The organism is Georgenia sp. Z1344, assembly GCF_057652375.1.
Window position 1 is genome coordinate 1,090,236 of the sequence record NZ_CM172728.1, and the last position, 21,386, is coordinate 1,111,621.

At 71.8% G+C, this 21,386-nt stretch carries 29 protein-coding genes; 11 read left to right on the plus strand and 18 right to left on the minus strand.

Annotation, left to right across the window (positions count from 1 at the left end):
* Positions 1–94: 94 nt before the first annotated feature.
* Positions 95–532: an alternative ribosome rescue aminoacyl-tRNA hydrolase ArfB gene (gene arfB / locus AC24FB_RS04760; protein ID WP_425714840.1), complete on the plus strand. Its 438-nt coding sequence runs from the start codon at positions 95–97 to the stop codon at positions 530–532.
* A 137-nt stretch (positions 533–669) separates the two neighbouring features.
* Here the strand turns inward: arfB and AC24FB_RS04765 are convergent, their stop codons facing one another.
* From AC24FB_RS04765 to AC24FB_RS04795, 7 genes are all read right to left on the minus strand, one after another.
* Positions 670–1,914 carry an RNA polymerase sigma factor gene (locus tag AC24FB_RS04765; protein ID WP_425714839.1) on the minus strand — a complete coding sequence of 415 codons (1,245 nt, stop codon included), beginning with the start codon at positions 1,912–1,914 and terminating at the stop codon, positions 670–672.
* Complete coding sequence (locus tag AC24FB_RS04770) at positions 1,911–2,258, minus strand: YciI family protein (RefSeq protein ID WP_425714838.1); 348 nt, start codon at positions 2,256–2,258, stop codon at positions 1,911–1,913. Before AC24FB_RS04770 ends, AC24FB_RS04765 begins: the two co-directional genes overlap by 4 nt.
* 2 nt (positions 2,259–2,260) lie before the next feature.
* Complete coding sequence (locus AC24FB_RS04775) at positions 2,261–2,614, minus strand: YciI family protein (protein ID WP_425714837.1); 354 nt, start codon at positions 2,612–2,614, stop codon at positions 2,261–2,263.
* A gap of 114 nt (positions 2,615–2,728) precedes the next feature.
* Positions 2,729–3,217, minus strand: coding sequence for a GNAT family N-acetyltransferase (locus AC24FB_RS04780; RefSeq protein WP_425714836.1), 489 nt, complete (start codon positions 3,215–3,217; stop codon positions 2,729–2,731).
* Positions 3,214–3,636 carry a type II toxin-antitoxin system VapC family toxin gene (locus AC24FB_RS04785; protein WP_425714835.1) on the minus strand — a complete coding sequence of 141 codons (423 nt, stop codon included), beginning with the start codon at positions 3,634–3,636 and terminating at the stop codon, positions 3,214–3,216. Before AC24FB_RS04785 ends, AC24FB_RS04780 begins: the two co-directional genes overlap by 4 nt.
* Positions 3,633–3,866, minus strand: a complete 234-nt coding sequence (locus AC24FB_RS04790; protein ID WP_425714834.1) for a FitA-like ribbon-helix-helix domain-containing protein — start codon at positions 3,864–3,866, stop codon at positions 3,633–3,635. Before AC24FB_RS04790 ends, AC24FB_RS04785 begins: the two co-directional genes overlap by 4 nt.
* 130 nt (positions 3,867–3,996) lie before the next feature.
* Positions 3,997–4,518 (minus strand): hypothetical protein, encoded by a 522-nt coding sequence (locus tag AC24FB_RS04795; RefSeq protein ID WP_425714833.1) that lies wholly within the window; start codon positions 4,516–4,518, stop codon positions 3,997–3,999.
* Positions 4,519–4,686: 168 nt separating this feature from the next.
* Between AC24FB_RS04795 and AC24FB_RS04800 the strand changes: the two genes are divergently transcribed.
* Positions 4,687–5,103 carry a GNAT family N-acetyltransferase gene (locus tag AC24FB_RS04800; RefSeq protein ID WP_425714832.1) on the plus strand — a complete coding sequence of 139 codons (417 nt, stop codon included), beginning with the start codon at positions 4,687–4,689 and terminating at the stop codon, positions 5,101–5,103.
* 96 nt (positions 5,104–5,199) lie between these two features.
* Here AC24FB_RS04800 and AC24FB_RS04805 read toward each other — a convergent pair whose 3' ends face one another.
* From AC24FB_RS04805 to AC24FB_RS04825, 5 genes are all read right to left on the minus strand, one after another.
* Complete coding sequence (locus tag AC24FB_RS04805; RefSeq protein ID WP_425714831.1) at positions 5,200–5,589, minus strand: type II toxin-antitoxin system VapC family toxin; 390 nt, start codon at positions 5,587–5,589, stop codon at positions 5,200–5,202.
* A complete protein-coding gene (locus AC24FB_RS04810) occupies positions 5,586–5,840 on the minus strand; it encodes a type II toxin-antitoxin system Phd/YefM family antitoxin (RefSeq protein WP_425714830.1) in 255 nt (84 codons plus the stop codon). The genes AC24FB_RS04805 and AC24FB_RS04810 overlap by 4 nt, the downstream gene beginning before the upstream one ends.
* Positions 5,841–5,977: 137 nt before the next feature.
* Positions 5,978–6,844: an AraC family transcriptional regulator gene (locus AC24FB_RS04815; protein WP_425714829.1), complete on the minus strand. Its 867-nt coding sequence runs from the start codon at positions 6,842–6,844 to the stop codon at positions 5,978–5,980.
* Positions 6,845–7,015: 171 nt separating this feature from the next.
* Positions 7,016–7,456: a YtoQ family protein gene (locus tag AC24FB_RS04820; protein WP_425714828.1), complete on the minus strand. Its 441-nt coding sequence runs from the start codon at positions 7,454–7,456 to the stop codon at positions 7,016–7,018.
* 91 nt (positions 7,457–7,547) lie between these two features.
* Positions 7,548–7,925 (minus strand): hypothetical protein, encoded by a 378-nt coding sequence (locus tag AC24FB_RS04825; RefSeq protein WP_425714827.1) that lies wholly within the window; start codon positions 7,923–7,925, stop codon positions 7,548–7,550.
* A gap of 90 nt (positions 7,926–8,015) precedes the next feature.
* Here AC24FB_RS04825 and AC24FB_RS04830 point away from each other — a divergent pair, with 90 nt between their 5' ends.
* Positions 8,016–8,387 carry a TraR/DksA family transcriptional regulator gene (locus tag AC24FB_RS04830; RefSeq protein WP_425714826.1) on the plus strand — a complete coding sequence of 124 codons (372 nt, stop codon included), beginning with the start codon at positions 8,016–8,018 and terminating at the stop codon, positions 8,385–8,387.
* A gap of 33 nt (positions 8,388–8,420) precedes the next feature.
* Here AC24FB_RS04830 and AC24FB_RS04835 read toward each other — a convergent pair whose 3' ends face one another.
* From AC24FB_RS04835 to AC24FB_RS04845, 3 genes are read right to left on the minus strand one after another with little or no spacing between them, the layout of a single operon-like run.
* Entirely contained in the window at positions 8,421–8,759 is a 339-nt protein-coding gene (locus tag AC24FB_RS04835; protein ID WP_463652872.1) for a type II toxin-antitoxin system PemK/MazF family toxin, read from the minus strand.
* The gene (locus tag AC24FB_RS04840) at positions 8,756–8,986 is read right to left on the minus strand and encodes a hypothetical protein (RefSeq protein WP_425714825.1); all 231 of its coding nucleotides are present in this window, start codon (positions 8,984–8,986) and stop codon (positions 8,756–8,758) included. Before AC24FB_RS04840 ends, AC24FB_RS04835 begins: the two co-directional genes overlap by 4 nt.
* Positions 8,983–9,786 (minus strand): alpha/beta fold hydrolase, encoded by an 804-nt coding sequence (locus tag AC24FB_RS04845; protein WP_425714824.1) that lies wholly within the window; start codon positions 9,784–9,786, stop codon positions 8,983–8,985. The genes AC24FB_RS04840 and AC24FB_RS04845 overlap by 4 nt, the downstream gene beginning before the upstream one ends.
* 112 nt (positions 9,787–9,898) lie before the next feature.
* On the opposite strand from AC24FB_RS04845, the gene AC24FB_RS04850 reads away from it, so the two are divergent.
* The 3 genes from AC24FB_RS04850 (at position 9,899) to AC24FB_RS04860 (ending at position 11,834) form a co-directional block, all read left to right on the plus strand.
* Positions 9,899–10,555: an ankyrin repeat domain-containing protein gene (locus AC24FB_RS04850; protein ID WP_425714823.1), complete on the plus strand. Its 657-nt coding sequence runs from the start codon at positions 9,899–9,901 to the stop codon at positions 10,553–10,555.
* 47 nt (positions 10,556–10,602) lie between these two features.
* Complete coding sequence (locus AC24FB_RS04855) at positions 10,603–11,205, plus strand: DNA alkylation repair protein (protein WP_425714822.1); 603 nt, start codon at positions 10,603–10,605, stop codon at positions 11,203–11,205.
* A 272-nt stretch (positions 11,206–11,477) separates the two neighbouring features.
* Positions 11,478–11,834, plus strand: coding sequence for an iron chaperone (locus AC24FB_RS04860; protein WP_425714821.1), 357 nt, complete (start codon positions 11,478–11,480; stop codon positions 11,832–11,834).
* 156 nt (positions 11,835–11,990) lie between these two features.
* Here the strand turns inward: AC24FB_RS04860 and AC24FB_RS04865 are convergent, their stop codons facing one another.
* Positions 11,991–12,833: a helix-turn-helix transcriptional regulator gene (locus AC24FB_RS04865; protein WP_425714820.1), complete on the minus strand. Its 843-nt coding sequence runs from the start codon at positions 12,831–12,833 to the stop codon at positions 11,991–11,993.
* 202 nt (positions 12,834–13,035) lie between these two features.
* On the opposite strand from AC24FB_RS04865, the gene AC24FB_RS04870 reads away from it, so the two are divergent.
* A complete protein-coding gene (locus AC24FB_RS04870; RefSeq protein ID WP_425714819.1) occupies positions 13,036–13,977 on the plus strand; it encodes an SDR family oxidoreductase in 942 nt (313 codons plus the stop codon).
* 175 nt (positions 13,978–14,152) lie between these two features.
* Here the strand turns inward: AC24FB_RS04870 and ychF are convergent, their stop codons facing one another.
* Positions 14,153–15,238: a redox-regulated ATPase YchF gene (ychF, locus tag AC24FB_RS04875; RefSeq protein WP_425714818.1), complete on the minus strand. Its 1,086-nt coding sequence runs from the start codon at positions 15,236–15,238 to the stop codon at positions 14,153–14,155.
* 9 nt (positions 15,239–15,247) lie between these two features.
* On the minus strand, positions 15,248–15,943 hold the full coding sequence (locus tag AC24FB_RS04880; protein WP_425714817.1) for a hypothetical protein: 696 nt from the start codon (positions 15,941–15,943) through the stop codon (positions 15,248–15,250).
* A gap of 113 nt (positions 15,944–16,056) precedes the next feature.
* Between AC24FB_RS04880 and AC24FB_RS04885 the strand changes: the two genes are divergently transcribed.
* From AC24FB_RS04885 to AC24FB_RS04900, 4 genes are all read left to right on the plus strand, one after another.
* The gene (locus tag AC24FB_RS04885) at positions 16,057–16,758 is read left to right on the plus strand and encodes a response regulator transcription factor (RefSeq protein ID WP_425714816.1); all 702 of its coding nucleotides are present in this window, start codon (positions 16,057–16,059) and stop codon (positions 16,756–16,758) included.
* A complete protein-coding gene (locus AC24FB_RS04890; RefSeq protein WP_425714815.1) occupies positions 16,755–18,068 on the plus strand; it encodes a HAMP domain-containing sensor histidine kinase in 1,314 nt (437 codons plus the stop codon). Before AC24FB_RS04885 ends, AC24FB_RS04890 begins: the two co-directional genes overlap by 4 nt.
* Positions 18,069–18,188: 120 nt before the next feature.
* The gene (locus tag AC24FB_RS04895) at positions 18,189–19,010 is read left to right on the plus strand and encodes an ABC transporter ATP-binding protein (RefSeq protein WP_425714814.1); all 822 of its coding nucleotides are present in this window, start codon (positions 18,189–18,191) and stop codon (positions 19,008–19,010) included.
* 2 nt (positions 19,011–19,012) lie between these two features.
* Complete coding sequence (locus AC24FB_RS04900; RefSeq protein ID WP_425714813.1) at positions 19,013–21,370, plus strand: ABC transporter permease; 2,358 nt, start codon at positions 19,013–19,015, stop codon at positions 21,368–21,370.
* Positions 21,371–21,386: the final 16 nt, after the last annotated feature.

The following is a 21,386-nucleotide window of genomic DNA, read 5'->3' on the forward strand; positions in this document are numbered from 1 at the left end:
ACCGGGAGTCGCTCCGGTCGCACGGGAACGGGCGGGTGACGCCACACGTGCTGCCGCCTCTGAGACGACGAAGCGGTGCGCCATGCTGGCAGGCATGGACGACCTGCGCGTGCCGCCGGGGCCGGGTGCCCCGCGGGGCCTCGTCGTGCCCTCCGGCGAGCTGGTGGAGCAGTTCTCCCACGCGTCCGGTCCAGGTGGACAGGGCGTGAACACGGCGGACTCGCGGGTCCAGCTGAGCCTCGACCTCTCGACGACGACCGCGCTGACAGACGCCCAGCGGCCACGGGTGCTCGAGGCGCTGGCGACGCGCCTCGACGGAGCGGTGCTCACCGTGACGGCGGCAGAGCACCGCTCCCAGTACCGAAATCGCGGCGCCGCCCGCCTGCGCCTCGCGGCGCTCCTGCGGGACGCCGTCATGCCGCCCACCGTGCGTCGACCGACCAGACCGACCCGCGGATCCCAGCGGCGCCGCCTGGCCGCGAAGAAGGTCCGGTCGGAGATCAAACGCAACCGGAGGCGGCCGATCGACTGACGGGGGCCGTCGGACCGCGTATGGTGCCGGGCTCGGCGGACCGCGTACGGTGCCGAGCCCGGCGCCCGGGGCCGCCGGCGGCCGGCGGCACCGGGGCTGCCGACGGTCGCCCGGCACCGCGGCACCGGGCGGCCCCCTCACGCCTCGGCGAGCTGCGCGAGTCGTCCGCGCAGGTGGGCGAGCTCGGCGTCGTTGCGGCACAACGTGATCGCGTCCGCGTAGGCGGCGCGGGCCGCTCCCGTGCGGCCGAGCCTGGCGAGCAGCTCGGCCCGGACAGCGGCGGGCCGGTGGCTGCCGGGCATGTCCACACCGTCGACGGCGCGCAGCCCGTCCTCCGGGCCCGAGGCCTCGGCGACCGCGACGGCGCGGGCGAGCTCGGCAGCCGGCGACGGCGTCACGCGCAGCAGCAGGTCGTAGTACCCGACGATGCGCGTCCACCTCACGTCGACCGGTGTCGGTGCCGTGGCGTGCTCCGCGGCGATCCGTGCCTGGAGGAGGTACCCGGCCGCCGCCGGGGACATGGGGCGCGGCTCCGCGAGGGTCTCGAGCAGGTCGAGCCCCTCGTCGATCTCGGCCCGGCGCCAGAGCGCGCGGTCCTGGTCGGCGAGCAGGACGAGCTCACCGCCGGGCCCCACCCGGGCGTCGCGCCGCGAGTGCTGCAGGAGCACGAGGGCGAGGAGCGCGGTGAGGACGGGCTCGTCGGGGCGCAGCGCCCGGGTCACGCGGACGAGGCGGACCGCCTCGCCCGCGAGGTCCGTGCGCAGCAGGTCAGGACCGCTGCCGGGCGCGTACCCGGCGGTGAAGGCGAGGTAGGCGGTCTGCGCCACCGAGTCGAGGCGCTCGGGCAACAGGCTCGCGTCGGGGACGGCGAACGGGATGCCGGCGGCCACGATCTTCTTCTTCGCCCTGGTGATCCGGGCCGCCATCGTCGGTTCGGGCACGAGGAAGAGCTTCGCGACGTCGTGCGTGGTGATGCCGAGGACGAGTCGCAGGGCGAGTGCGGCAGCGACCTCCGGGGCAAGGGCCGGGTGCGTGCACATGAGGACGAGGCGCAGGACGTCGTCCTCGACGAGGTCGCCCGTGTCCGCCCGCACGCCCGCCCGGTCGGCGCGGTGCTCGGCCTCGGTCACGAGGAGCGGTGCACGGCGCTGCCGCATCGCCTCGGCCCGGAGCTGGTCGAGGACGCGCCGGCCGGCCGCGCGGTGGAGCCACGCGGCCGGGCTGTCCGGCACGCCGCCGTCAGGCCACGTGCGCGCGGCGGCCTCGACGGCGTCGGCGAGGGCGTCCTCGACGAGGTCGAGGCGCCGGTAGCGCGCGAGGAGCAGGGCCACGAGCCGGCCCCACTCCTCGCGCACCACGCGCGCCAGCACGTCCTGGGTCACGCGACGTCGACGACCGGTCGGATCTCGAGGGAGTAGCTCGGCGGCAGGAGGGACACGGCGGCGATCGCCGTGTCGAGGTCCGGCAGCTCGAGCTCGTAGTAGCCGCCGATCATCTCGGCGGTCTCGGCGAACGGGCCGTCGGTGACGACGACCTGCCCGTCGACGTGGCGCACCGTGGTCGCGGTCTCCGCGTCCCCGAGCGCCGCACTCGCGATCTCCCGGCCGTGCTCGGCGACGAACGCGGAGAACGCACCGTGCTGGGCGAAGAACGCGTCCCGCTGCTCCTCGGTGGCCGTGGACCAGTCCCACGGCTCGTAGGCGATGAGCACGAGGTAGCGGCGCACCCTCACATCTCCTGCACCGGGTTGATCTGCATGTCGTACGCCGGCAGCACGGCGAGGAGCTCGACGACGGTCTCCCGGTCAGGTGCCTCGAGGAGGTAGAAGCCGCCGAGCTGCTCGACGGCCTCGGCGAACGGGCCGTCGGTGTGGGTGAGGCGCCCGTCGCGCGTGCGCACCGTGCTGGCGGCGTCGCCGTCGGCGAGGGCCTCCCCGGAGAGGATCTCCACCCCGTCGCGCGCGGCGCAGGCCTCGCCGAAGGCGCCGAACTTCTCCATCAGCGCCCCCTGCTCCTCGGGGGTCTGCGTGTCCCACGCCTTCTCGTCGCCGTCGGCCATCAGTAGAACCACGAACTTGGGCATCGTTCCCACCTCCTGTGCTGGGGCCGGCGCGGTCCGCCGGCCGGGCCGCGGTCGCGACCTCATGAGCATGACGGACGAGGATGTGCGGAATCGACAACCGGATGGGAGAGATTCTCAGACGTCCTCCCTCGGCGCCCCTTCCCACCGGATCTCCCCGTCGACGACGACGTCCGTGCGGGTGAGGCCGAGGCGTTCGGCGATCCGGGCGGAGGCGTGGTGGTCCGGGTGGACGTGGGCGACGAGGGCGGTCACTCCGCGCTCCGCGAGCTCGGCCACGAGGAGCTGCGCCGCGTGCCCCGCGTACCCGCGCCGCTGCCAGGGCGCGCCGATCACCCAGGCGATCTCGGCCGTCGCGCCGTCGTCGGTGATCGTGGCCTGGACGTAGCCGGCGGGCTCCCGCTCCGGGCCGACGAGCACGACGCGGTTGAGCCAGACCTCGCTCCCGTCCGCCGGACCGCCGCGCACCTGCGCCGTGTACCGCCGTCGGAGCTCGTCGGCCGACGGCGGCTCGCCACCGGTGAACTCGTACAGCCCGGGGTCGGCGAGGACGCTCGCCATCGGCGATGCGTCCTCGACGGCGAGCGGGCGAAGCGTGACTGTCATCCGGCACTCCATGGGTCGACCAGGTTGATTCCGGTATGCGCGAAGTCCTTGACGTTCCGGGTCGCACACGTGGCTCCGCGCGACCGACAGATCGACGCGATCTGGGCGTCAGCCGTGCTGATCGGCATCGCCCGCGCCGCTCGCTCATGGAGCACCTCGGCGTACTGCTCGGCAGCCGCGTCGTCGAAGGCGAGGATCGCCGATGTCTCGCGGTACGGCCGCAGGGCCAGGTCGATCCTCAGACCGAGGTCTGTGCGGCGCCTACCGGGAGAAAGCCTCCGCACACCCGCCAACAGCTCGGCGATGGTGATCGCTGTGACGGCAACGTCGCCCGAGAGCGACTCGAGCCAGCCCAGGACACGATCGTCGGGCCGGAGCCGGAACACCTCGGAGATGACGTTGGTGTCCAGCACGATCACGACAGATCCACCGACCGTGCGACGTCGCTCCGCTCGGGCACGGGGAGCTCGTCCACTCCGCCGGCAAGGCGAGCGGCCTCCATCAGGGCGCGGCCGATATGGGGGCGGCGGGCCTCACGAGTGAGAATCTCTCGCACTTCTGCCTCCATCGAGCGGCCGTGCTCCTTGGCCTGAGCTGCCAGCTGATCCTTCACAGACTCGTCGAGCCCGCGGACGACGATGGATGCCACGCGACCACCTCCAGGTGCTATCACAGACGCTAGCACTCGAGGAGCCTCTCGTCGTGCCGACCGCCCCCACCCTGAAAGCGAGTCGTGTGAGTCGAGTTCCTGCGACACAGCTGCCACGACGACGTGCCGTTCACCCGATGAGGTAGGCGAACCCACGACCGTCCCTCACCACACCGTCGACGAACTCGTGCGCGGCGTCGAGGTGCGCACCGACGTAGTCGGCCCACTTCTCGATCTCTCCGCCGGCTGTCACAGCCGGGTCGGAGTGCACGGGCACGTAGGAATCGACCAGCCGGCGCAGGTCCGGCAGGATCATGTCCGCCTCGCTGGGGGTGATCGCGCGAACCCATGCGTCCCAACCGAGCTCGGTCCACCGGACCGCACCCTCAAACATCCGGTAGGCGGGCCGAGCACCCGACGAACTACCGCCGGGACCCGCGGTCATGGCCTGCAGCTCGGACCATGCCTTGTCCAGGCACAGCAGGTCTCGCTTGGGCACGGACCGTTGAAAGTTCGTCGATCCGCCGCCCGCGAACGGCACCAGGCCCCACGCGTCGGCGAGGGGGTCCGCGCCGATGACCGAGTACGGGTCGGCGAGCGCACGCTGAGTGCGTGAGGCGTCGAATGCGTAGGCGTAGTAGCGAATTCCCATGACGTGATCGTTGCGGAGCGACGACTCCCGGTACGGGGCACGGGAGGAGGGCTGTGGACGGCGTCGTCATCCGGGGACGTGTGGAACGGCGTGCGCGCGGCGACGACGGCATCATTGCTGCGCTCAATGCCAGCGCGAGCTCGCCAGACGCCCTGGGACGATGACCGCATGCCACCGACCTACGAGCTCGACGCGACCCCCGAGGGGGACGAGCTCACCGAGCTGTACGACGCCGTCGGGTGGACCGCCTACACGCGGGACCCGGACCGGCTGGCGGCCGCCGTCGCCGGCTCGGCCTCCGTGGCGACGGCACGGGAGGACGGACGCCTCGTCGGGCTCGCGCGAGTGGTCGGCGACGGGCACACGATCGCCTACCTGCAGGACGTCCTCGTCGATCCGGGTCACCGCCGCGGGGGCATCGGCCGCGAGCTGGTCCGGCTCGCGTTCTCCCCGTTCGCGCACGTGCGCCAGCAGGTGCTCATCACCGACGACGAGCCCGGGCAGCACGCCTTCTACACGTCGCTGGGATTCACCGCCGCCCACGAGCTCGAACACCCGGTGCGCGCGTTCGTCCGGTTCTCCTGACGAGGGCACGGGCACGGGCACGGGCACGGGCACGGGCACGGGAGTCACGGTCGGTCGCGCACGACGCGGAACGTGCGAGTGCCCACGGGCCGACACTCACGCTGCCGGAGCACGCACCCGCATGCCCAGCTCCTCGGCCGCCCCTGCGAGGCGGTTGTCGTAGGTGACCAGGGCTTCGACGTCCAGGCGGATCGCGGCGGCCAGGTGCAGGGCGTCGAGGGAGCGCAGCATCGTGCCGGCCAGCAATCCCGCCTCACGGAAAAGGCTCGGTGGCAGGTCATGAAGGTCGACCCGTTCGAGGATCGCCGACACTGCGGCCTGCGGCAGAACATGGCGATTCGCGAACCGACGCATCTCGGTCTCGAGAAGGTGCGTGGCTACCAGGATGACGTCGGCATCGTCGGCCCAGGCGGCAAGCGGCGCGCTCTCGTGCTCTTCGACCAGCAACTTGGCCGCTGCCGACGTATCGAGGTAATACTTCGTCAACGCTCGCCCCGCAGGTCGTCGATCGTCTCGGCGCTCGTCGTCCCGACCGAGTACCGGAGCAGGTCGGAGAACCCTCCGCGCGTCGATGCGGGCCGGTGCAGCGGCAGGTCATCAGCAGTCCCGGTGATCGGGACCAGCCGAGCGACGGGTTTCCCCCGGCTCGTCACCGTGTACGACTCACCGGCAGCGACGGCATGCAGGACCTCGCCGCTGCGGTTGCGGAACTCCCGGTGCGAGACGTCGGTGGCCACGTGTCAACCGTAGCACCCGTCGCACCTGGGGTCGTCCTATCGACCACGCAAGCCGACGCAACGGCGGAGACGGCCCGCGTCGGCCGCAGCGGCGAGCAGGGGCGACGCCAAGAGATGACGCGGCAGGAGGGTCCCGATCACTCGCGCTCGACGGGAAGCCACAGCTCGCAGGTAGCTGTGCTGAAGTCGTCGGCGCGCTCGAGGACCGCGACGATCGACGGGCCGGGTCGCAGGCGCCACGGGTTGGAAGGGAACCACTCGGTGGCCGTCGCGGCCCATGCCGCCTGTAGCGCAGCCGGGTGTTCGCCTGAGGTCCGGAAGACGGCCCACGCGCCGGCGGGCATGTCCAGCGCGTCGAGGTCGTCGGGGACCTCCGTCCCGGCGTCGATGGCCACACCGTGCAGGTAGGTGAGCTCGGTGCCCTCCGTGTAGTCGGGATCGACGTCCGCACTGACCTGGAGCAACCCCGCCGGTTCACCGGTGCCGAGGGCCTTGAGCCGGGCGTGCTCGGCTGACGGGATGGCCTCGACGTGCTCGACGATGTGCGGGTTGACGCCCTCGTGGATGAGGGGCACGCGAGCGGCGTGGCCGACGAGTCGGAAGGCGGGTCGTTCGGTGATGCGGGCGTCCATGGGGGTGCTCCCTTCGACGGTCAGGCGGAACCTGAGCTGTGGCTGGCTGCGGAGGGGGCCGCCGTGCCGACGCACCTCGCCGTGGCTCACGCCGTGCACGGCACGGAAGGCGCGGCCGAAGGCCTCGGTCGATCCGTACCCGTGGCGCACGGCGATCGTCAGGAGATCGTCGTCCCCGATCAGGTCCGACGCGGCGAGCGTCATCCGCCGTCGACGCACGTACTCGCTCACCGGCATGCCGGCGAGCGAGGAGAACATGCGCCTCAGGTGGTACCCGGTCGTGCCGTGGCGACGGGCGAGCCCGTCGACGTCGGGATCAGTACCGAGGTCCGACTCGATCGCGTCGACGAGGCGGTTGAGATGGTCGATCACGGGTGCTCCCTCCGACCACCAGCATCGTCGGCCGGACCGAGTAGCGCCCGACCGTGCCGATCCGATCCGATCGGATCGTCCCTACCGACGCTCGGCGACCAGGCCGTCGAGCTGCTGCGCGGAGCCGAGCTCAAGGTCGACCGGCGGGCGGCCGGCGGCCGCCTCCCGGCCCTACCCCTGCAGCACGTATCGCAGGGTCTCCACGACCTGGTCGGTGGTCGTGCACCAGGCCTTCGCCTCTGCGTCGACCTCCTTGAGCGCGTGGATGATGTCCTCGTCGTGGAGGGTGACGTAGGGCTTGCCGAGCGCGGCGCAGTAGCCGGCGTCGAAGGCCGCGTTCCACTGCTTGTACTTGTCCCCGAAACGCACGACGACCAGGTCGCTCTGCTCGATGAGGGTGCGCGTGCGGATGGCGTTGACCTTCGCGGACTGGTGGTCGCGCCAGAACTGGCTCGGGGTCTCGCCGAGGTGGTCGCCAGCCGCGTCGCTCGCGGGGTGGTCGGTCACCGGCGCGCTGAACGTGACGTCTAGGCCGGCGGCCTCCGCGCCACGCCGGATTTCGTCGCGCCAGTCGGTGTGGATCTCGCCGGACAGGTAGACGGAAAAGCTCATCGCCGAAGACTCCTCGAGGCCGTGTGGACTGCTCTGGTCTGCTCTCGTCCTCACCATGCCACCGGTTCGGCGAGTAGGGCCAGCGCGGCGCCTATGCCCTCCGCGGACCGTACGGGAGTGCCGGGCAGGCGATCTCGAGAACCGACCTGGCGGAAATCTCACGCGCGGGTCGGTCCGGCGCGGTCAGCTCCGCGGCGAGGCTCTGCCGACTCGAGTCCCACATCGCCGTCCCGACGTCGGCCCACCGACCCTCGACCCGAGCCCTCACGCGCCAGTTCGACCGCGGAGCGATCCGGAGGAACGGCTCGACCACGAGGCTGAGAACGTCCGAGAGCATCGCGTCCGCGGGGACCTCGACCCGGCGGTCCAGGTCCAGCTGGTCACCGGGGTGCGCGTCGACCCGGCGGATGTCGACCACGAGGGCGCCCCGGACGGAGGGATCATCGTCGGACGTGGAGGTCGTGGGCACGCGCCATTGTGGCGCGGGATCGCCCCGGACGAGCCGACGACGACGCCCGTCCGGCTCTGTCGCACCAGCCCTCCGGGGCAGACTGGGTCGATGACGGGGAGCGACGCGGGGCCGCCCACCGACGGCGACAGCCTCGGGGCTCGCCGCGCGAAGGCGGCAGCGAATCTGGTGGAGGTCGAGGACACGCTCGACGCGCTCCGGAACGCGCGCCGGGGCGGGTCCGACGACGACGAGCACGACCCCGAGGGCGAGCCGTTGTCCGTCCAGTGGTCGCGGCTCGAGGGACTGCGGCGGATGCGGCTCGAGGCGCTCGAGGAGATCGACGGGGCTATCGCCCGGCGCGACCGGGGCGAGGGCGGACTCTGCGCGGTGTGCGGCCGCCCGATCCCGTCGGCACGGCTCGCGGTCCGGCCGGAGGCGACCACCTGCGTCGGGTGCGCGGGACGCCCCGGGCCGGCGTGAAGATCAGGGAGGGCTGAGCGGGGGCGCCCGGAGTCAGTCCAGACCGAGGAAGTCGGCCAGGTACCGCAGGATCATCCTGAGACACGCGACATCGACCAGGCCGATGACTTCGCCGCACCGGTCACGACTCACGGTCCGCGGCTGCTCCGTCATCGCGAAGCCTGTCAGCCCGCCCAGACTGCCGACCAGCTCGACGTGATTGGGCCACCCGCGTCCGACACGCGTCACCGGCACGACGACGAGCAGCCCGGTCACCAGGGAGTTGTAGTCCTCCGAGGACACGACGACGAGCGGGCGACGCCCGGACTGCTCCTTCCCGACCGTGGGGTCGAGGTACCCCCACAGCACAGTCCCCTGAACGACGGGGCTCACGCGCCAAGATCAGCGTCGAGCCACTCGCGACTCTCCCGCCAGTAGCTCTCCATCATCTCGGGCGAGGTCGAGTCGTGCGCCGCGCGGATCTCGGCAAAGCGAGCGTCCCGATCCGCCTTGTCCGCAAGGTGCGCCACGTACTCGCCGAGAGTGCGACCGGACGCGGCGGCCTGCCCCTTCAACCGGTCACGAGTCTCCGCGGTGACCTTGATCGTCGTCACTGTCATACCAAGAGTATACGCGCCCAGTCGCGGACGGCGTCGCCGACCAGCTCCGGCTGCTCGAGATGGACGTTGTGCCCCGCCGCGTCGACCGCGAGGTAGGTCGCGCGCAGATACAGAGCAGCGAGCTCGGCCTGGTCGAGATGGCCGACGACGTGGTCCTGCCGCCCGGCCACGATGAGGGTCGGCCAGTCGCGGGTGTTCGTCGTCGTCCCCGGCGTCTCGGGCGTCGCCGTGAGGACGTAGCGCCGTGAGAGTCGCTCCATCGCGCGCGGATCGGCCGCGCGGATCCCCGGCAGCGCATGCTCCGCGTACGACTCCCACACGGCGGGAACCTGGCGGACCGTCACGCCGGCGAACTCCTCCCGGTCGTCCGCGGTCAGCGTCGCCAGGAGGTCGTCGTCGCGCTCGAGCACGATGTGTTCAGGCGTGGTCCGGTGTGACGGTTCCGGGTCCACGACGGGCGCGAGGAGAGCGAGCCCGAGCACCTGGTCGGGCAGCTGGGCGGCGACGTGCCGGGCGAGGAGCCCGCCGAGCGAGTTGCCGAGCAGCGCGAAACGATCGGAGCCGACGAGCTCGCGCACCGTCGCGACCAGCCAGTCGGCGAGCTCCGGGAGCCCGCCGTCGCCGTCGAGCGCCGGTGTCCCGCCGAAGCCCGGCAGGTCGAGGTAGATGCGCTCGACGGACCCCGCGGCCGCCAGGTCGTCGTCGAGCGCGAGCAGCAGGCGGTGATCGACGCCGTTGCCGTGGACGGCGACGATCGGGACGCCCTCGCCCCGGCGGACCACGTGCGGTGTCACGGTCATGTCGTCCCGTCTCCAGATCGGTCGGGGCAGCCGGAGGTCCGGCACGCCCCGGGCGACGCTACATTGACGCGACAACGGCGTTTCGGGCCGGGCACGGACAACGGGGAGCAGCATGCAGATCGCCTTCAAGGAGATCGTCGCGGGGGACGTCGACGCCGTCCGGGCGCGACTGGCAAAGAACCCGGACATGGTCACGCTCGCCGCCTCCGCGCCACCGAAGAAGTACCAGGGGCAGTCACCCCTTCAGGTCGCGTACCGCACCGGTGAGTTCGAGATCGGCGCCCTGCTCCTCGACCACGGCGCCGACCCGAACTACATCGAGCACGGCGAACGAGAGCCGTGGGCGATGCCGGTCCTCCACGACGCGATCATGGCGGCCGTCATGCGGTCGCGCTGGCTGCGTCCCACCTGGCGCGAGGAGAACCCCTGGCAGCTGCGCAACTCGGCCGAGACGTCCGATGCCGCGTTCGCCGCGCTCGAGCTGCTGCTCGACTCCGGCGCCGACGTACAGGCCCTCGACTCCTACGGCAACTCCTCACTGGCACGCGCCGTGCTCGACGCGCGGCAGATTCTCCCGTCCTACCGCCACAGCGACCCGGACTGGGTGGACCCCAAGCCGCTCAACCCCGAGCTCGTCGACGACCTCACCCGGATCTTTCGTGCCCTCATCAGCCGCGGCGCCGACCCGAGCCGCCCCGACCCCCACCTCGGCAAGCCGCTCGCCGAGCACTACCAGGCCGAGCCCGTCGCCCAGTTCCTGGTCGCCTGACGCCGGAACCGCCGGAGCTGGCGGCACCGGCGCCCTAGGGTCGAGCCATGGCTAGCTCGCCGACGACGGCGCAGGACCTCGTCGCCTCGCTGCAGGACGCGGCCGACCCCGGAGAGGTCGCTCGGACACGGACACGGGTCTCGCCGGACGAGCCCGTCCTCGGCGTCCGGATGGGGACGCTGTTCGACATCGCCAAGCGCGCGACCGGACTTCCGCAGGACGAGCTCGAACGACTGCTCGCGCACCCGGCGTACGAGCCACGGCTCGCCGCCTTCTGCATCCTCGACTTCCGCGCCCGGCGCCGGCTCACCGACGACGAGCGCGCGAACCTTGCCGCCGTCTACCTCGATCACCACGACGCGATCACGACGTGGGACATGGTCGATCGCGCGGCGCCCCGCGTGCTGGGGTGGCCGATCCTCGTCGGCGCATGCGCGTTCTCGATCCTCGAGGACCTCGCCCGCTCGGAGGACCCCCTCCGCCGGCGATCCGCCGTCACCGCCCCGCTCTGGTTCATCAAGAAGGGGTCGGATGCCGACGTGGCACGTGGCCTCGGTATCGCCGACCTGCTCGACGACGACACGCACCCGCGAGTGGCCTCCGCCGTGACGATCTACCGCAAGCACGCAGCGCGGCGCGGGGTGCTCTGACCTCACGCCCCGAGCCTCGCTCGTCCTCGGCGCAGGAGAATCAGTTGTCGGACCGGAACTCCACCGCATTCCGTCGTCGAACAACGTCCCCCTTCCTTAAGTGAGCTGCCCTTCGGACTGCAGCCTGAAACACGTCGGGGAATCACACGAACACCCGTCAATGCGTGGACAGTCGCCGGCCGTGCGGATCACGCCTCCCTCCCCGAACCCGCTCATGGATTCCGGCGAACGGACGAGGCTAGAATTCCCACAGCTGAGAGGATGGCGGAGACATGGCCACTATCACCGACCACGATGCATACATCGCCGCAGCACCTGAGGCGTTCCGCCCCGTTCTCGCTCACCTGCGGGATCTGCTGCGCGGGGCCCTGCCGGAAGCAGAGGAGATGACGGCGTACAACATGCCGGGGTTCAGGATCCAAGGCACGGTCGTCGCGAGCTACGCGGCGTTCAGCAAGCAGGTCGGGCTGTACTTCCTTGCCCCCGCGATCTCAGATCACGCCGAAGAGATAGCAGAAGCAGGCCTCAAGGCGAGCAAGACCGGAATCACCTTCGCACCGCGCAAGCCGGTCCCGGATGATCTCGTGGCACGGATAGCACGCGCATCGAGAACCTACGTCGACGATTGATGCCCTCGGCTCCTGGTACCGCGCCCCAGCCGCACGGGTCGTGACGCGCTCCTCCGCGGCGTCATCAACGCCAGACGTTCAACCGGAACTCCACCACGTCCCGACACGTAGGGCTATTTCTTCAGGAGCGACGGCGCTGCCGCCTCGACCGGGAGATCAGCGCTGCGCGCCAGCAATGACGGAGAGCGACTGGAGCTTCTCGTGGCTCTCACTGCCGGGCTTCGCGGTGTAGACCAGGAGAAGGTGCGACTGCTCGGGGTCCGCGAGAGTCTGACAAGCCAGATCCAGGAGCCCAACCTCAGGGTGGATGAAGCGCTTCCCGGGCGCGGGGCGGAGCCCCACCTCATGGAGATCCCAGAGAGCGCGGAACTCCTCAGACTCACCGGCGAGGGCCCCGGCAAGGTATGCGGCGTAGGAATCAGGGCCGCGTCTTGCGGTGGCTTCGCGCAAGCCGGCGACGAACACGCGAGAGAGTCGACCATGGTCTTCACTCGCATAGCGCGACCGGGCGGTGGGGTCGGTGAACCACCGATAACCGATGCTGCGTGAGGGGCCGGTGTAGGCAGTGAGGTCGCCGGTGAGCGCGACGCCCATCCGCGTCTGCCGGAGGGTCTCGCCGAGTTCGGTGACGATCTCGGCAGGGCTGTCGTCGAGTCGGTCGAGGATCCGAAGGAGGCCCGGCGCGATGTGTTGCTCATTCGCTGTGCCACTCGGCGGAGGCGTATGGCCGGCGAGACGGAAGAGATGATCACGCTCGTGATGAGTCAGGTGAAGGCCCTGCGCCATCGATGCGATCATCTGCTCTGAAGGGTGCGGACCACGTGCTCGCTCGAGTCTTGCGTAGTAGTCGGGCGACATGTGGCACAACGCCGCTACCTCCTCGCGGCGCAAACCGCCGGTACGGCGACGCACCCCGCGGGGCATTCCCACGTCTTCGGGCTGTAGAACTCCTCGGCGGTGGCGTAAGAACTCTGCCAGCGCGACCCGATCTATCTCCATGCGCGTCCTTTCCTCCTCTCCAGTCTCCCGCCCACGGTGGGCCCGTAGCCAGGGTCCGCCGGTCCACCCCTGCGCGAATGAACGACCGACGCGGCTCAGCCACTGATCGGGAGGTCCTGGATCTGGACGTGTTACCTGCTCAGGCTTGAGACACCTCGACACGCGGGCAGACCAGCCCCACAGGCAAGAGAAGGTGACCCTCATGGCCCGTACCCCCATTGATCTCTCCGTCCCCGAGCTCACCGGCAAACGGGTCGTCCTCACCGGCGGCAGCGACGGTATGGGCGTGGTCATTGCGACTCGACTCGCCGCAGCCGGAGCAGACCTCGTCCTCCCGGTGCGCAATCCACGCAAGGGGGAAGCCGCGCTCGCGACGATCCGTGAACGGACCCCCACGGCCAGAGTGTCGCTGCGAGACCTGGACCTGTCTTCGCTGGACTCCACGGCAGCGCTTGGCGAAACCCTCAGGAACGAGGGCCACCCGATCCACATGTTCATCGGAAACGCCGGCATCATGCACCCGCCCGAACGACAGGTCACCCAGGACGGATTCGAGATTCAATTCGGCACGAACCACCTCGGCCACGCGGCCCTCATCAGCCATCTACTGCCGCTCCTGCGCGAGGGTGAAGCGCGAGTCACGCTGCAGATCAGCATCGCTGCGAATCAGGGAGCTGTGAACTGGGATGACCCGAACTGGGAGCGCTCCTACGACAGCATGGGCGCGTACTCCCACTCCAAGATCGCCTACGGCCTCTTCGGGCTCGAGCTCGACCGGCGCAGCAAGGCGAACGGCTGGGGCATCACCGCAAACCTCTCCCACCCCGGTGTCGCCCCCACCAGTCTGCTCGACGTGCGCCCCGAGATCGGACGCACCCAGGCGGTGCGCGCACGCGGGCTGATCACCTTCCTGTCCAGGGTCGGCATCATGGGAACGGTTGCCACCGCAGGTCTGCCCGCGCTCATGGCCGCCACCACCCCCGGGGAACAAGGAGGGAAGCTCTTCGGACCCAACGGCATACGCGGCCTCGGTGGGCGACCCGCCGAGCAGAAGCTCTACTCGCGCCTGCGCAGCACCGACGACGCCAGGCGAATGTGGGAGTTGACCCAGAACCTCACAAAGGTCCCGTTCCCAACCGACTGAACGAATGCGCAGACCGACTCACTGAGTTCTCCCCGCGCATGTCGACGTACACGCGGCCGGGCCCGGTGGACCAAGCCGAAGCGACCGCGCCACGGGCGAATCATGGCCGCCGCATCATCGAGACTCTGGGAGCTGACGTCGACCTCCATGACCGTCCCGTTGGACGGACGCGTGATCACACGTTGAAGCGGAACTCCACGACGTCCCCGTCCTGCATGACGTAGTCCTTGCCCTCCATACGGGCCCGGCCGCGGGAGCGCGCCTCGGTCACGGAGCCGGCCTCGACGAGGTCGTCGAAGCTGATGATCTCCGCCTTGATGAAGCCCTTCTCGAAGTCGGTGTGGATGACACCGGCGGCCTGCGGGGCCTTCCAGCCCTTGCCGATCGTCCACGCGCGGGCCTCCTTCGGCCCGGCCGTGAGGTACGTCTGCAGCCCGAGGGTGTCGAAGCCGACGCGGGCGAGCTGGTCGAGGCCCGCCTCGTCCTGTCCGGACTCCGCGAGCATCTCCGCGGCCTCGTCGGGCTCGAGCTCGACGAGCTCGGACTCGAACTTCGCGTCGAGGAAGATCGCCTCCGCGGGGGCCACGAGCTCGCGCAGCCGGGCCTGCATGTCGGCGTCGGCCAGCCCGTCGTCGTCGGTGTTGAAGACGTAGATGAACGGCTTGGTCGTCATCAGCTGGAAGGTCGCGAGGATCTCCTGGTCGAGCCCCTTCGAGGCGCCGGCGGCGGACAGCGTCTCGCCGCGCTCGAGGATCTCGACGGCGGCCTTGGCCGTCGCGAGCACCTCGGGCTCCCCCTTCTTCACCCGGGCCTCCTTCTCGAGGCGCGGGATCGCCTTCTCGAGGGTCTGCAGGTCGGCGAGGACGAGCTCGGTGGTGATGGTCTCGATGTCGGCGGCCGGGTCGACCTGGCCGTCGACGTGCACGACGTCGGGGTCGCTGAACGCGCGCGTGACCTGGCAGATCGCCTCGGCCTCACGGATGTTGGCGAGGAACTGGTTGCCCAGCCCCTCCCCCTCGCTCGCGCCCTTGACGATGCCCGCGATGTCGACGAACGAGACCGTCGCCGGGAGGGTCCGCTCGCTGCCGAAGATGTCGGAGAGCACCTGCAGGCGCGGGTCGGGCAGCGGGACCACGCCGACGTTCGGCTCGATCGTCGCGAACGGGTAGTTCGCGGCGAGCACGCTCGCGCGGGTCAGGGCGTTGAAGAGGGTCGACTTGCCGACGTTGGGCAGGCCGGCGATTCCGATGGTGAGTGCCACCCGGGGAGTCTAGGCGTCCTCGTCGGTCGGAAACCGGTACGCGTCGGCCACGGACGGGAGCCGTTCGCCACGGTCCGGGGCGGACAGGGCGACCCCGAGGTGCAGGTCCCGGGCAGCGTTGACGAGGATCGCGACCTCGCGTGCGGACATGCCGACGACGCCGGGCAGGTCGATCGCCGGGGGCTGCCCGGTCCACGAGGGCCGCACCCGCGCCCGGAGCCGGAACCAGTCACGCCCCGTGAGCTCACCCTCGACGAGCTGGATCCCGAGACCGGTGAGCGGGACGCTCCCCCGCCTGCCGCGCGCCTCGCCGTCGGCCCCGCGCCAGGTCGAGATCCGCGCCGGCCCGAGCGCGTGCCAGGGCAACGGGCCCACGCCCCGCATGGCGAGCCCGCGGTCGTCGAGCACCACGGGCTCCGCCTCGCTCGCCCGCAGGCGAGCGCTCCGGGTACCGACGACGGCGAGCGCGACGATGCCGGCCACGCACAGCACGATCACGCCGCCGAGCATCTGGACCACGGAGAGGAAGCCGAACTCCATGAATGCCGCCACGAGTGCGAGGGCGTGCAGCAGCACGCCCCCGATGAGCACGACGAGCACGATCGCGACGGTCTCGACCACCGGCGCCCTCGTCGCCGATCCCCGCAGCACGAGGGTGCCGGTGGCCCGGAGCCGAGCGACCCCCTCCGCCAGGTACGAGTGCATGCCGCGAAACTATCGACGACCGTGCGAGCCGTCCCCCGGTGATCCGGGGTACCCCGCCCCTGGTACAACTACGGGACAGGACCACCGGCGCGGACCGGCCGGGCGGAGGAGCGATGCACCACGACGTGCTGATGATCGACGACGAGGAACCCCTCGCCGCCTCGACCACCGAGTACCTCGCGAGCTTCGACGTCCGCTCCACCTACGTCACCACCGCCGAGGCCGCCCTCGACCTCCTCGCGACCGACACCGCGACCGTCCTGCTGCTCGACATCAACCTCCCCGGCATGTCCGGGTTCGAGCTGTGCCGCCGGGTCCGCGCCACGTCCGACGCGTCGATCGTCTTCCTCTCCGCCCGCGGCTCCGACGACGACCAGGTCCACGCCCTGACGATCGGCGGCGACGACTACGTCCGCAAGCCGTTCTCCCTCGCGGTCCTCCTCGCCAAGGTCCGCCGCATCCTCGACCGCAGGACCGGCCCGACGCCGCAGGGCACCTCGGGCGCGGACGCGGGCTACGCGGACGATCACCTGAGGGTCGACGCGGCCACGGGCCGCGTCCACGTGGCCGGCGCCGAGGTCTCCCTCACCGCGATGGAGGACCGACTGCTGCGCCACCTGGTGGCCAACCGCGGGCGCGTGGTGCCCAAGGCCGAGCTGCTCGAGCAGGTGTGGGGCTCGACGTTCACCGGCGAGTCCACCCTGTCCGTCCACGTGCGCCGCCTGCGGACGAAGATCGAGCCCGACGCCGACGCCCCCACCTACGTCCGCACCGTGTGGGGCCGCGGCTACCTGTTCGAGGGCCGCACGCCGTGACGAGGCGGCGGTTCGTCGTCGTCGCCGTGCTCCTCCTCCTCGCGGCTGGCGCGTGGCTCCTCCTCGCACCGGCGCCGACCACGCCCGACGGCGACCCGGTCGCCGCCAACGACGTCCGCGCCCGCACCGAGGCCTCCTGGGGCGACCTCGATCTCGCCGACTACCCGCCGGGGCCGGACTTCACGGTGCTCGACGACGACGGCACCGTCCTCCTGGCCCGCGGCGAGCCCGTGGCCGACGAGCTCGACGCGGTCCGCGCACGCGCCTCCTCGCTCGGGGTCGTCGTCGACGGCCGGCGCGTGGGGACGGTCCTCGTGCGCGACGCGGAGGCGGACGCCCTGGCCGACGCCGCTCGCGCGGACCGGGTGCGGGCCGGCGTCCTCGTCCTCGCGGCCGCCGCCCTCGTCATGCTGGTGTGGGTGTCGGTCGAGCGGGGCGTCCTGCGGCCGTTCGCGCGGCTGCGCCGGCACGCCACCGCCGTGGCCGCGGGCGACCTCGACGTGCCGCTGGCGATGGACCGCGGACGCCCGTTCGGGGAGTTCACCGAATCGTTCGACCTGCTGCGCACCGAGCTCGCCCGGGCGCGCGCCGCGGAGGCCGAGGCCGTCGCCGCGCGCCACGAGCTGGTCGCCGAGCTGAGCCACGACCTTCGCACGCCGATCGCGTCGATCGTTGCCACGACCGAGCTGCTCGCCCTGCGCACCGACGACCCTGCGGTACGCGAGCGGCTCGACGTGGTCCTCGCCAAGGCCGCGCAGATCGGCGAGCTCGCCGACGACCTCACCGCCGCCGGCGCCGACGCCGCCACCGACCTCGCGGTCGAGCCCCGCACGCTCACGCCCGACGACCTCACCGCCCTCGTGCGCGGGGCGGACACGGCGGGCCTCGTCACCGAGGCGTCGGTACCGGAGGTCCTCGTGCGCGCCGACCCGCGCCGCCTCGCGCAGGTGCTCGACAACGTCCTGCTCAACGCCGCCAAGTACGCGCGCGGCCCGGTGACCGTGACCGGCCGGGTGGACGCCGACGGGATCACGGCCGCCGGCGGGGACGCGGCCGGGGACGTCGACGGGGAGGCGACCGCGGACACGGTCACGCTTACCGTCACCGACTCAGGTCCGGGCCTGCCCGCCGAGGAGCTGACCGCCGTGCTCGGCAGAGGCGTGCGCGGGACGGGGTCCGCCGGCATCCCCGGCCAGGGCCTCGGGCTCTACACCGCCGCCCGGCTCATGGAGCGGATGGGCGGGCACCTCGAGCTGCGGGGAACCACCGCCGGGCTCGCCGTCGACCTCACCCTGCCGCTCGACCGCTGAGCGGGGGGCCGCCGGGGGTTCGTCGTCGGGCGGGGTTCTACCGGAGGTGAGGAGAAGAGTTCAGGAACTCGTCGGAACTCGGCAAGGACCCTCGCGCCTCCCCGCTCCTACGTTGAGGTCATGAGCCACGACACCGCCACCCGGGCCCCCGCCGGGACGCACCGCACCGACGCCACGCCGCCAGGGAGCGAGGACGTCATCGTGGCCCGGCGCCTCTCGACCACGTTCTCGCGCGACGGCGTCCAGCAGCACGTGCTGAAGAACCTCGACCTGACGATCCGGCGCGGGGACCTCACGGTGATCATGGGCCCGTCCGGGGCGGGCAAGTCGACACTGCTCTACGCGCTGTCCGGGATGGACCGCCCCTCGCTCGGCACGGTGACGATGGCCGGCACCGAGATCTCGTCGCTCGGCCAGGACCGGCTCGCCCGGTTCCGGCGCCGCCACTGCGGGTTCGTGTTCCAGCAGGTCCACCTCCTCGACGGCCTGTCGGTGCTCGACAACGTCCTCGCCGTCGGGCTGCTCGTCGACCGCGACCGGCGCCGGGTGACCGCGCGCGCCCGCGAGCTGCTCGAGCAGGTCGGCCTCGCGCCGGCGGACCACGACAAGCTCCCGTCGATGCTCTCCGGCGGGGAGGCGCAGCGCGCCGCCGTCGTCCGTGCGCTCGTCAACTCGCCCGACGTCGTCTTCGCGGACGAACCCACCGGCGCGCTCAACACCGCGCTCGGCGGCCGCGTGCTCGATCAGCTCACCGAGGTCAACGCGGGCGGCCAGACGATCGTCATGGTCACGCACGACACCCGGTCCGCCCTGCGCGGCAACCGGATCCTCTACCTGCGCGACGGCACGATCGACGGCGAGCTCGAGCTCGGCCGGTGGACCGGCGACGACGACGCCCGCCGCGAGCGCCTCACCGCCTTCCTCACCGATCTGGGGTGGTGAGGATGTCCCCGGTCCGGCTGCTGCTGCGCCGCCAGCTGAGGCGCCACCGCCGCCAGACGGTCGCCCTCGCCCTGCTCGCCGTGCTCGCCGGCCTGCTCGGCACGGTCGCCGCGGTGATGACCCTCGACTACCCCGGCCTCGTCGAGAGCCGCACCGAGGCCCTGGACGGCGCCGACGTCGTCTCCGTCGTCCCGGCCGGCGAGGCGACCGACGTGGCCGTGGCGGCGGCCACGGGCAGCGCCGGGGTCGAGGCGCACAGCGTCGAGCCCGTGCTCACCGCGCCGGCCGAGTACGCGTACGGGGACACGACGCAGACGGGCGACCTGCTCGTCGTCGACCTCGACGCCGACCGGCCGTTCGACGAGATCCGCGCGATCGACAACGACCACCCGCCGGTCGACAACCCCGTCCACCTGCCGCTCATCTTCTCCACCGGCGGCGGCTACGAGCCGGGCGACCCGTTCGTCGTCACTGTCGGCGCGCGGGAGGTGACGTTCCACGTCCAGGGTTTCGTCGAGACGGTCACGCTCGGCGTCCCGACGATGGGCTTCCCGCTCGTGGCACTCGACTCCGAGACGTTCGCGGCGACTGCCGAGGACCTCGGGGACGCGTTCGTGCCGGCGAGCCTGCTGCGGGCGCAGACCACCGACGCCGACGCTGCGAACGATGTCGCCCGCGCCGTCACGGACTCCCTCACCTCGGCGGGGCTCGTCTCGGCGACGGACAACACGTGGTCGTACACGATGACGCTCGAGACGATCGCGTCGACCATCGTCATCGGCAGCTCGATCTACGCCGCCATGCTCGGGGCGTTCGCGGTGGTCGTCACGGTCGTCGCCGCGGTCGTCGTCCGCTTCCTCGTGGCCAACCTCGTGCGCGAGGACGTCCGCGCGATCGGCGCGATGCGCGCGGTCGGTTTCTCCGCCGGGCAGGTCACCGCGTCGATCGTGCTCCTCGTCGCGATCCCGGTCGTGCTCGCGGCGTGCGTCGGGGTCGTGCTCTCCCCGCTCGTCCTCCCGCTCCTCGAGTCGTCGATGGCCGCACAGACCGGGCTGCCGTGGGAGGCGGGCATCTCGTGGCCGGGCGCGTTCGTCGTCGTCGGCGTGCTCGGGGCGGTGGCGGCGGGGACGGCCGCGCTCGCTGCGCGGCGGCTGCGGCGCATCCCCCCGGTGGTGGCGCTGCGCGGCGGGCAGCCGGCCCATGTGCCCGGGCGGGACCGGCTGCCGCTCGCCAGCACCCGCGGGCCGCTCAACCTCGTGCTCGGCCTCAAGCGGCTCGTGTCCGCGCCGGGGCAGGCGGTCGCGCTCGGGGTGGTGCTGGCGATCGTCGCGTTCACGGGCTCGACCTGGGCGGCGATCGCCGGGACGCTCGGCCGCTCCGAGCAGGACTTCGTCCAGCTCCTGGTCGGGGACCTCGAGGACGTGCTCGTGGTGGTCGGTGCGGACACGGACCGGACCGAGGCCCTCGAGACGGTCCGTGCGGTCGACGGGGTCGAGGACGCGTTCTACCGGCAGCTCGTGGGTCTGACCGTCGACGGCCTGCCGCTGCGGATCCAGGTCGCCGCCGACCAGGGGCACCCCGAGCGGAGCTCCCTGGCGGCCGGGCGCCACCCGGTCCACCCGAACGAGATCATGCTCGGCGTCACCGCGGCCGACCGGCTCGAGGCGGAGGTGGGCGACCAGGTCCCGGTGACGGTGCAGGGGGCCGAGGCCGACTACCTCGTGGTGGGGATCGTGCAGACCACGCAGCAGGCCGGGATGACGGGCGGGATGACCGAGGCCGCGTGGCACCGGCTCGAGCCGGACGGCGAGCTGACGTCGATGGCCGTGTACGCCTCCGCGGGGGACTCGCCGGCGGACGTCGCGGCGGGCGTGCGACCCGCGCTCGGCGACGACCTCGTGAGCAGCTACGACCTGCGCACGACCATCGGCGGGCAGGTGAGCGTCTACTCGACGATGATCAGCGGCCTCACGGTCGCCCTCGCCGCCCTCGGCGTCGTGATCGTCACCCTCGTGGTCGGTCTGCTCGTCACGACGATGGTGGTGCGCGAGCACCGGTCGTTCGGGATCCGCAAGGCGCTGGGCTTCACCTCACGGGACCTCGTCCGCCAGGTGCTCGCGACGATCCTCCCGGTGGTCGCGCTCGCCGCGGCGATCGGGGCCGGGGCCGCCGGCTTCGCGGCCGAGCCGGTGGCCGGATCGATGCTGGCGGGCGTCGGCCACAGCAGCATCGAGCTCGACGCTCCCCCGTGGCTGCCGCTCGCGATCGTGGCCGGGCTCGTCGCCCTGGCGTGGGTCTGCACGGCGCTCGCGGCGAGCCGCCTGCGGCGCATCTCGCCGTACGGGCTGCTGACGGAGTAGGTCGTCGGGTGCGCCG

Excerpts from the sequence above, each read along its gene's own strand:
- AC24FB_RS04775 (WP_425714837.1), bottom strand. The coding sequence starts at position 2,614 with ATGCCCAAGTTCGTGGTTCTACTGATGGCCGACGGCGACGAGAAGGCG.
- AC24FB_RS04865 (WP_425714820.1), bottom strand. The coding sequence starts at position 12,833 with ATGGAGATAGATCGGGTCGCGCTGGCAGAGTTCTTACGCCACCGCCGA.
- AC24FB_RS04840 (WP_425714825.1), bottom strand. The coding sequence starts at position 8,986 with ATGACAGTGACGACGATCAAGGTCACCGCGGAGACTCGTGACCGGTTG.
- AC24FB_RS04880 (WP_425714817.1), bottom strand. The coding sequence starts at position 15,943 with ATGCACTCGTACCTGGCGGAGGGGGTCGCTCGGCTCCGGGCCACCGGC.
- AC24FB_RS04895 (WP_425714814.1), top strand. The coding sequence starts at position 18,189 with ATGAGCCACGACACCGCCACCCGGGCCCCCGCCGGGACGCACCGCACC.
- AC24FB_RS04795 (WP_425714833.1), bottom strand. The coding sequence starts at position 4,518 with ATGGGAATTCGCTACTACGCCTACGCATTCGACGCCTCACGCACTCAG.
- arfB (WP_425714840.1), top strand. The coding sequence starts at position 95 with ATGGACGACCTGCGCGTGCCGCCGGGGCCGGGTGCCCCGCGGGGCCTC.
- AC24FB_RS04885 (WP_425714816.1), top strand. The coding sequence starts at position 16,057 with ATGCACCACGACGTGCTGATGATCGACGACGAGGAACCCCTCGCCGCC.
- AC24FB_RS04870 (WP_425714819.1), top strand. The coding sequence starts at position 13,036 with ATGGCCCGTACCCCCATTGATCTCTCCGTCCCCGAGCTCACCGGCAAA.
- AC24FB_RS04845 (WP_425714824.1), bottom strand. The coding sequence starts at position 9,786 with ATGACCGTGACACCGCACGTGGTCCGCCGGGGCGAGGGCGTCCCGATC.
- AC24FB_RS04900 (WP_425714813.1), top strand. The coding sequence starts at position 19,013 with ATGTCCCCGGTCCGGCTGCTGCTGCGCCGCCAGCTGAGGCGCCACCGC.
- AC24FB_RS04820 (WP_425714828.1), bottom strand. The coding sequence starts at position 7,456 with ATGAGCTTTTCCGTCTACCTGTCCGGCGAGATCCACACCGACTGGCGC.
- AC24FB_RS04860 (WP_425714821.1), top strand. The coding sequence starts at position 11,478 with ATGGCCACTATCACCGACCACGATGCATACATCGCCGCAGCACCTGAG.
- AC24FB_RS04850 (WP_425714823.1), top strand. The coding sequence starts at position 9,899 with ATGCAGATCGCCTTCAAGGAGATCGTCGCGGGGGACGTCGACGCCGTC.
- AC24FB_RS04855 (WP_425714822.1), top strand. The coding sequence starts at position 10,603 with ATGGCTAGCTCGCCGACGACGGCGCAGGACCTCGTCGCCTCGCTGCAG.
- AC24FB_RS04800 (WP_425714832.1), top strand. The coding sequence starts at position 4,687 with ATGCCACCGACCTACGAGCTCGACGCGACCCCCGAGGGGGACGAGCTC.
- AC24FB_RS04780 (WP_425714836.1), bottom strand. The coding sequence starts at position 3,217 with ATGACAGTCACGCTTCGCCCGCTCGCCGTCGAGGACGCATCGCCGATG.
- AC24FB_RS04830 (WP_425714826.1), top strand. The coding sequence starts at position 8,016 with ATGACGGGGAGCGACGCGGGGCCGCCCACCGACGGCGACAGCCTCGGG.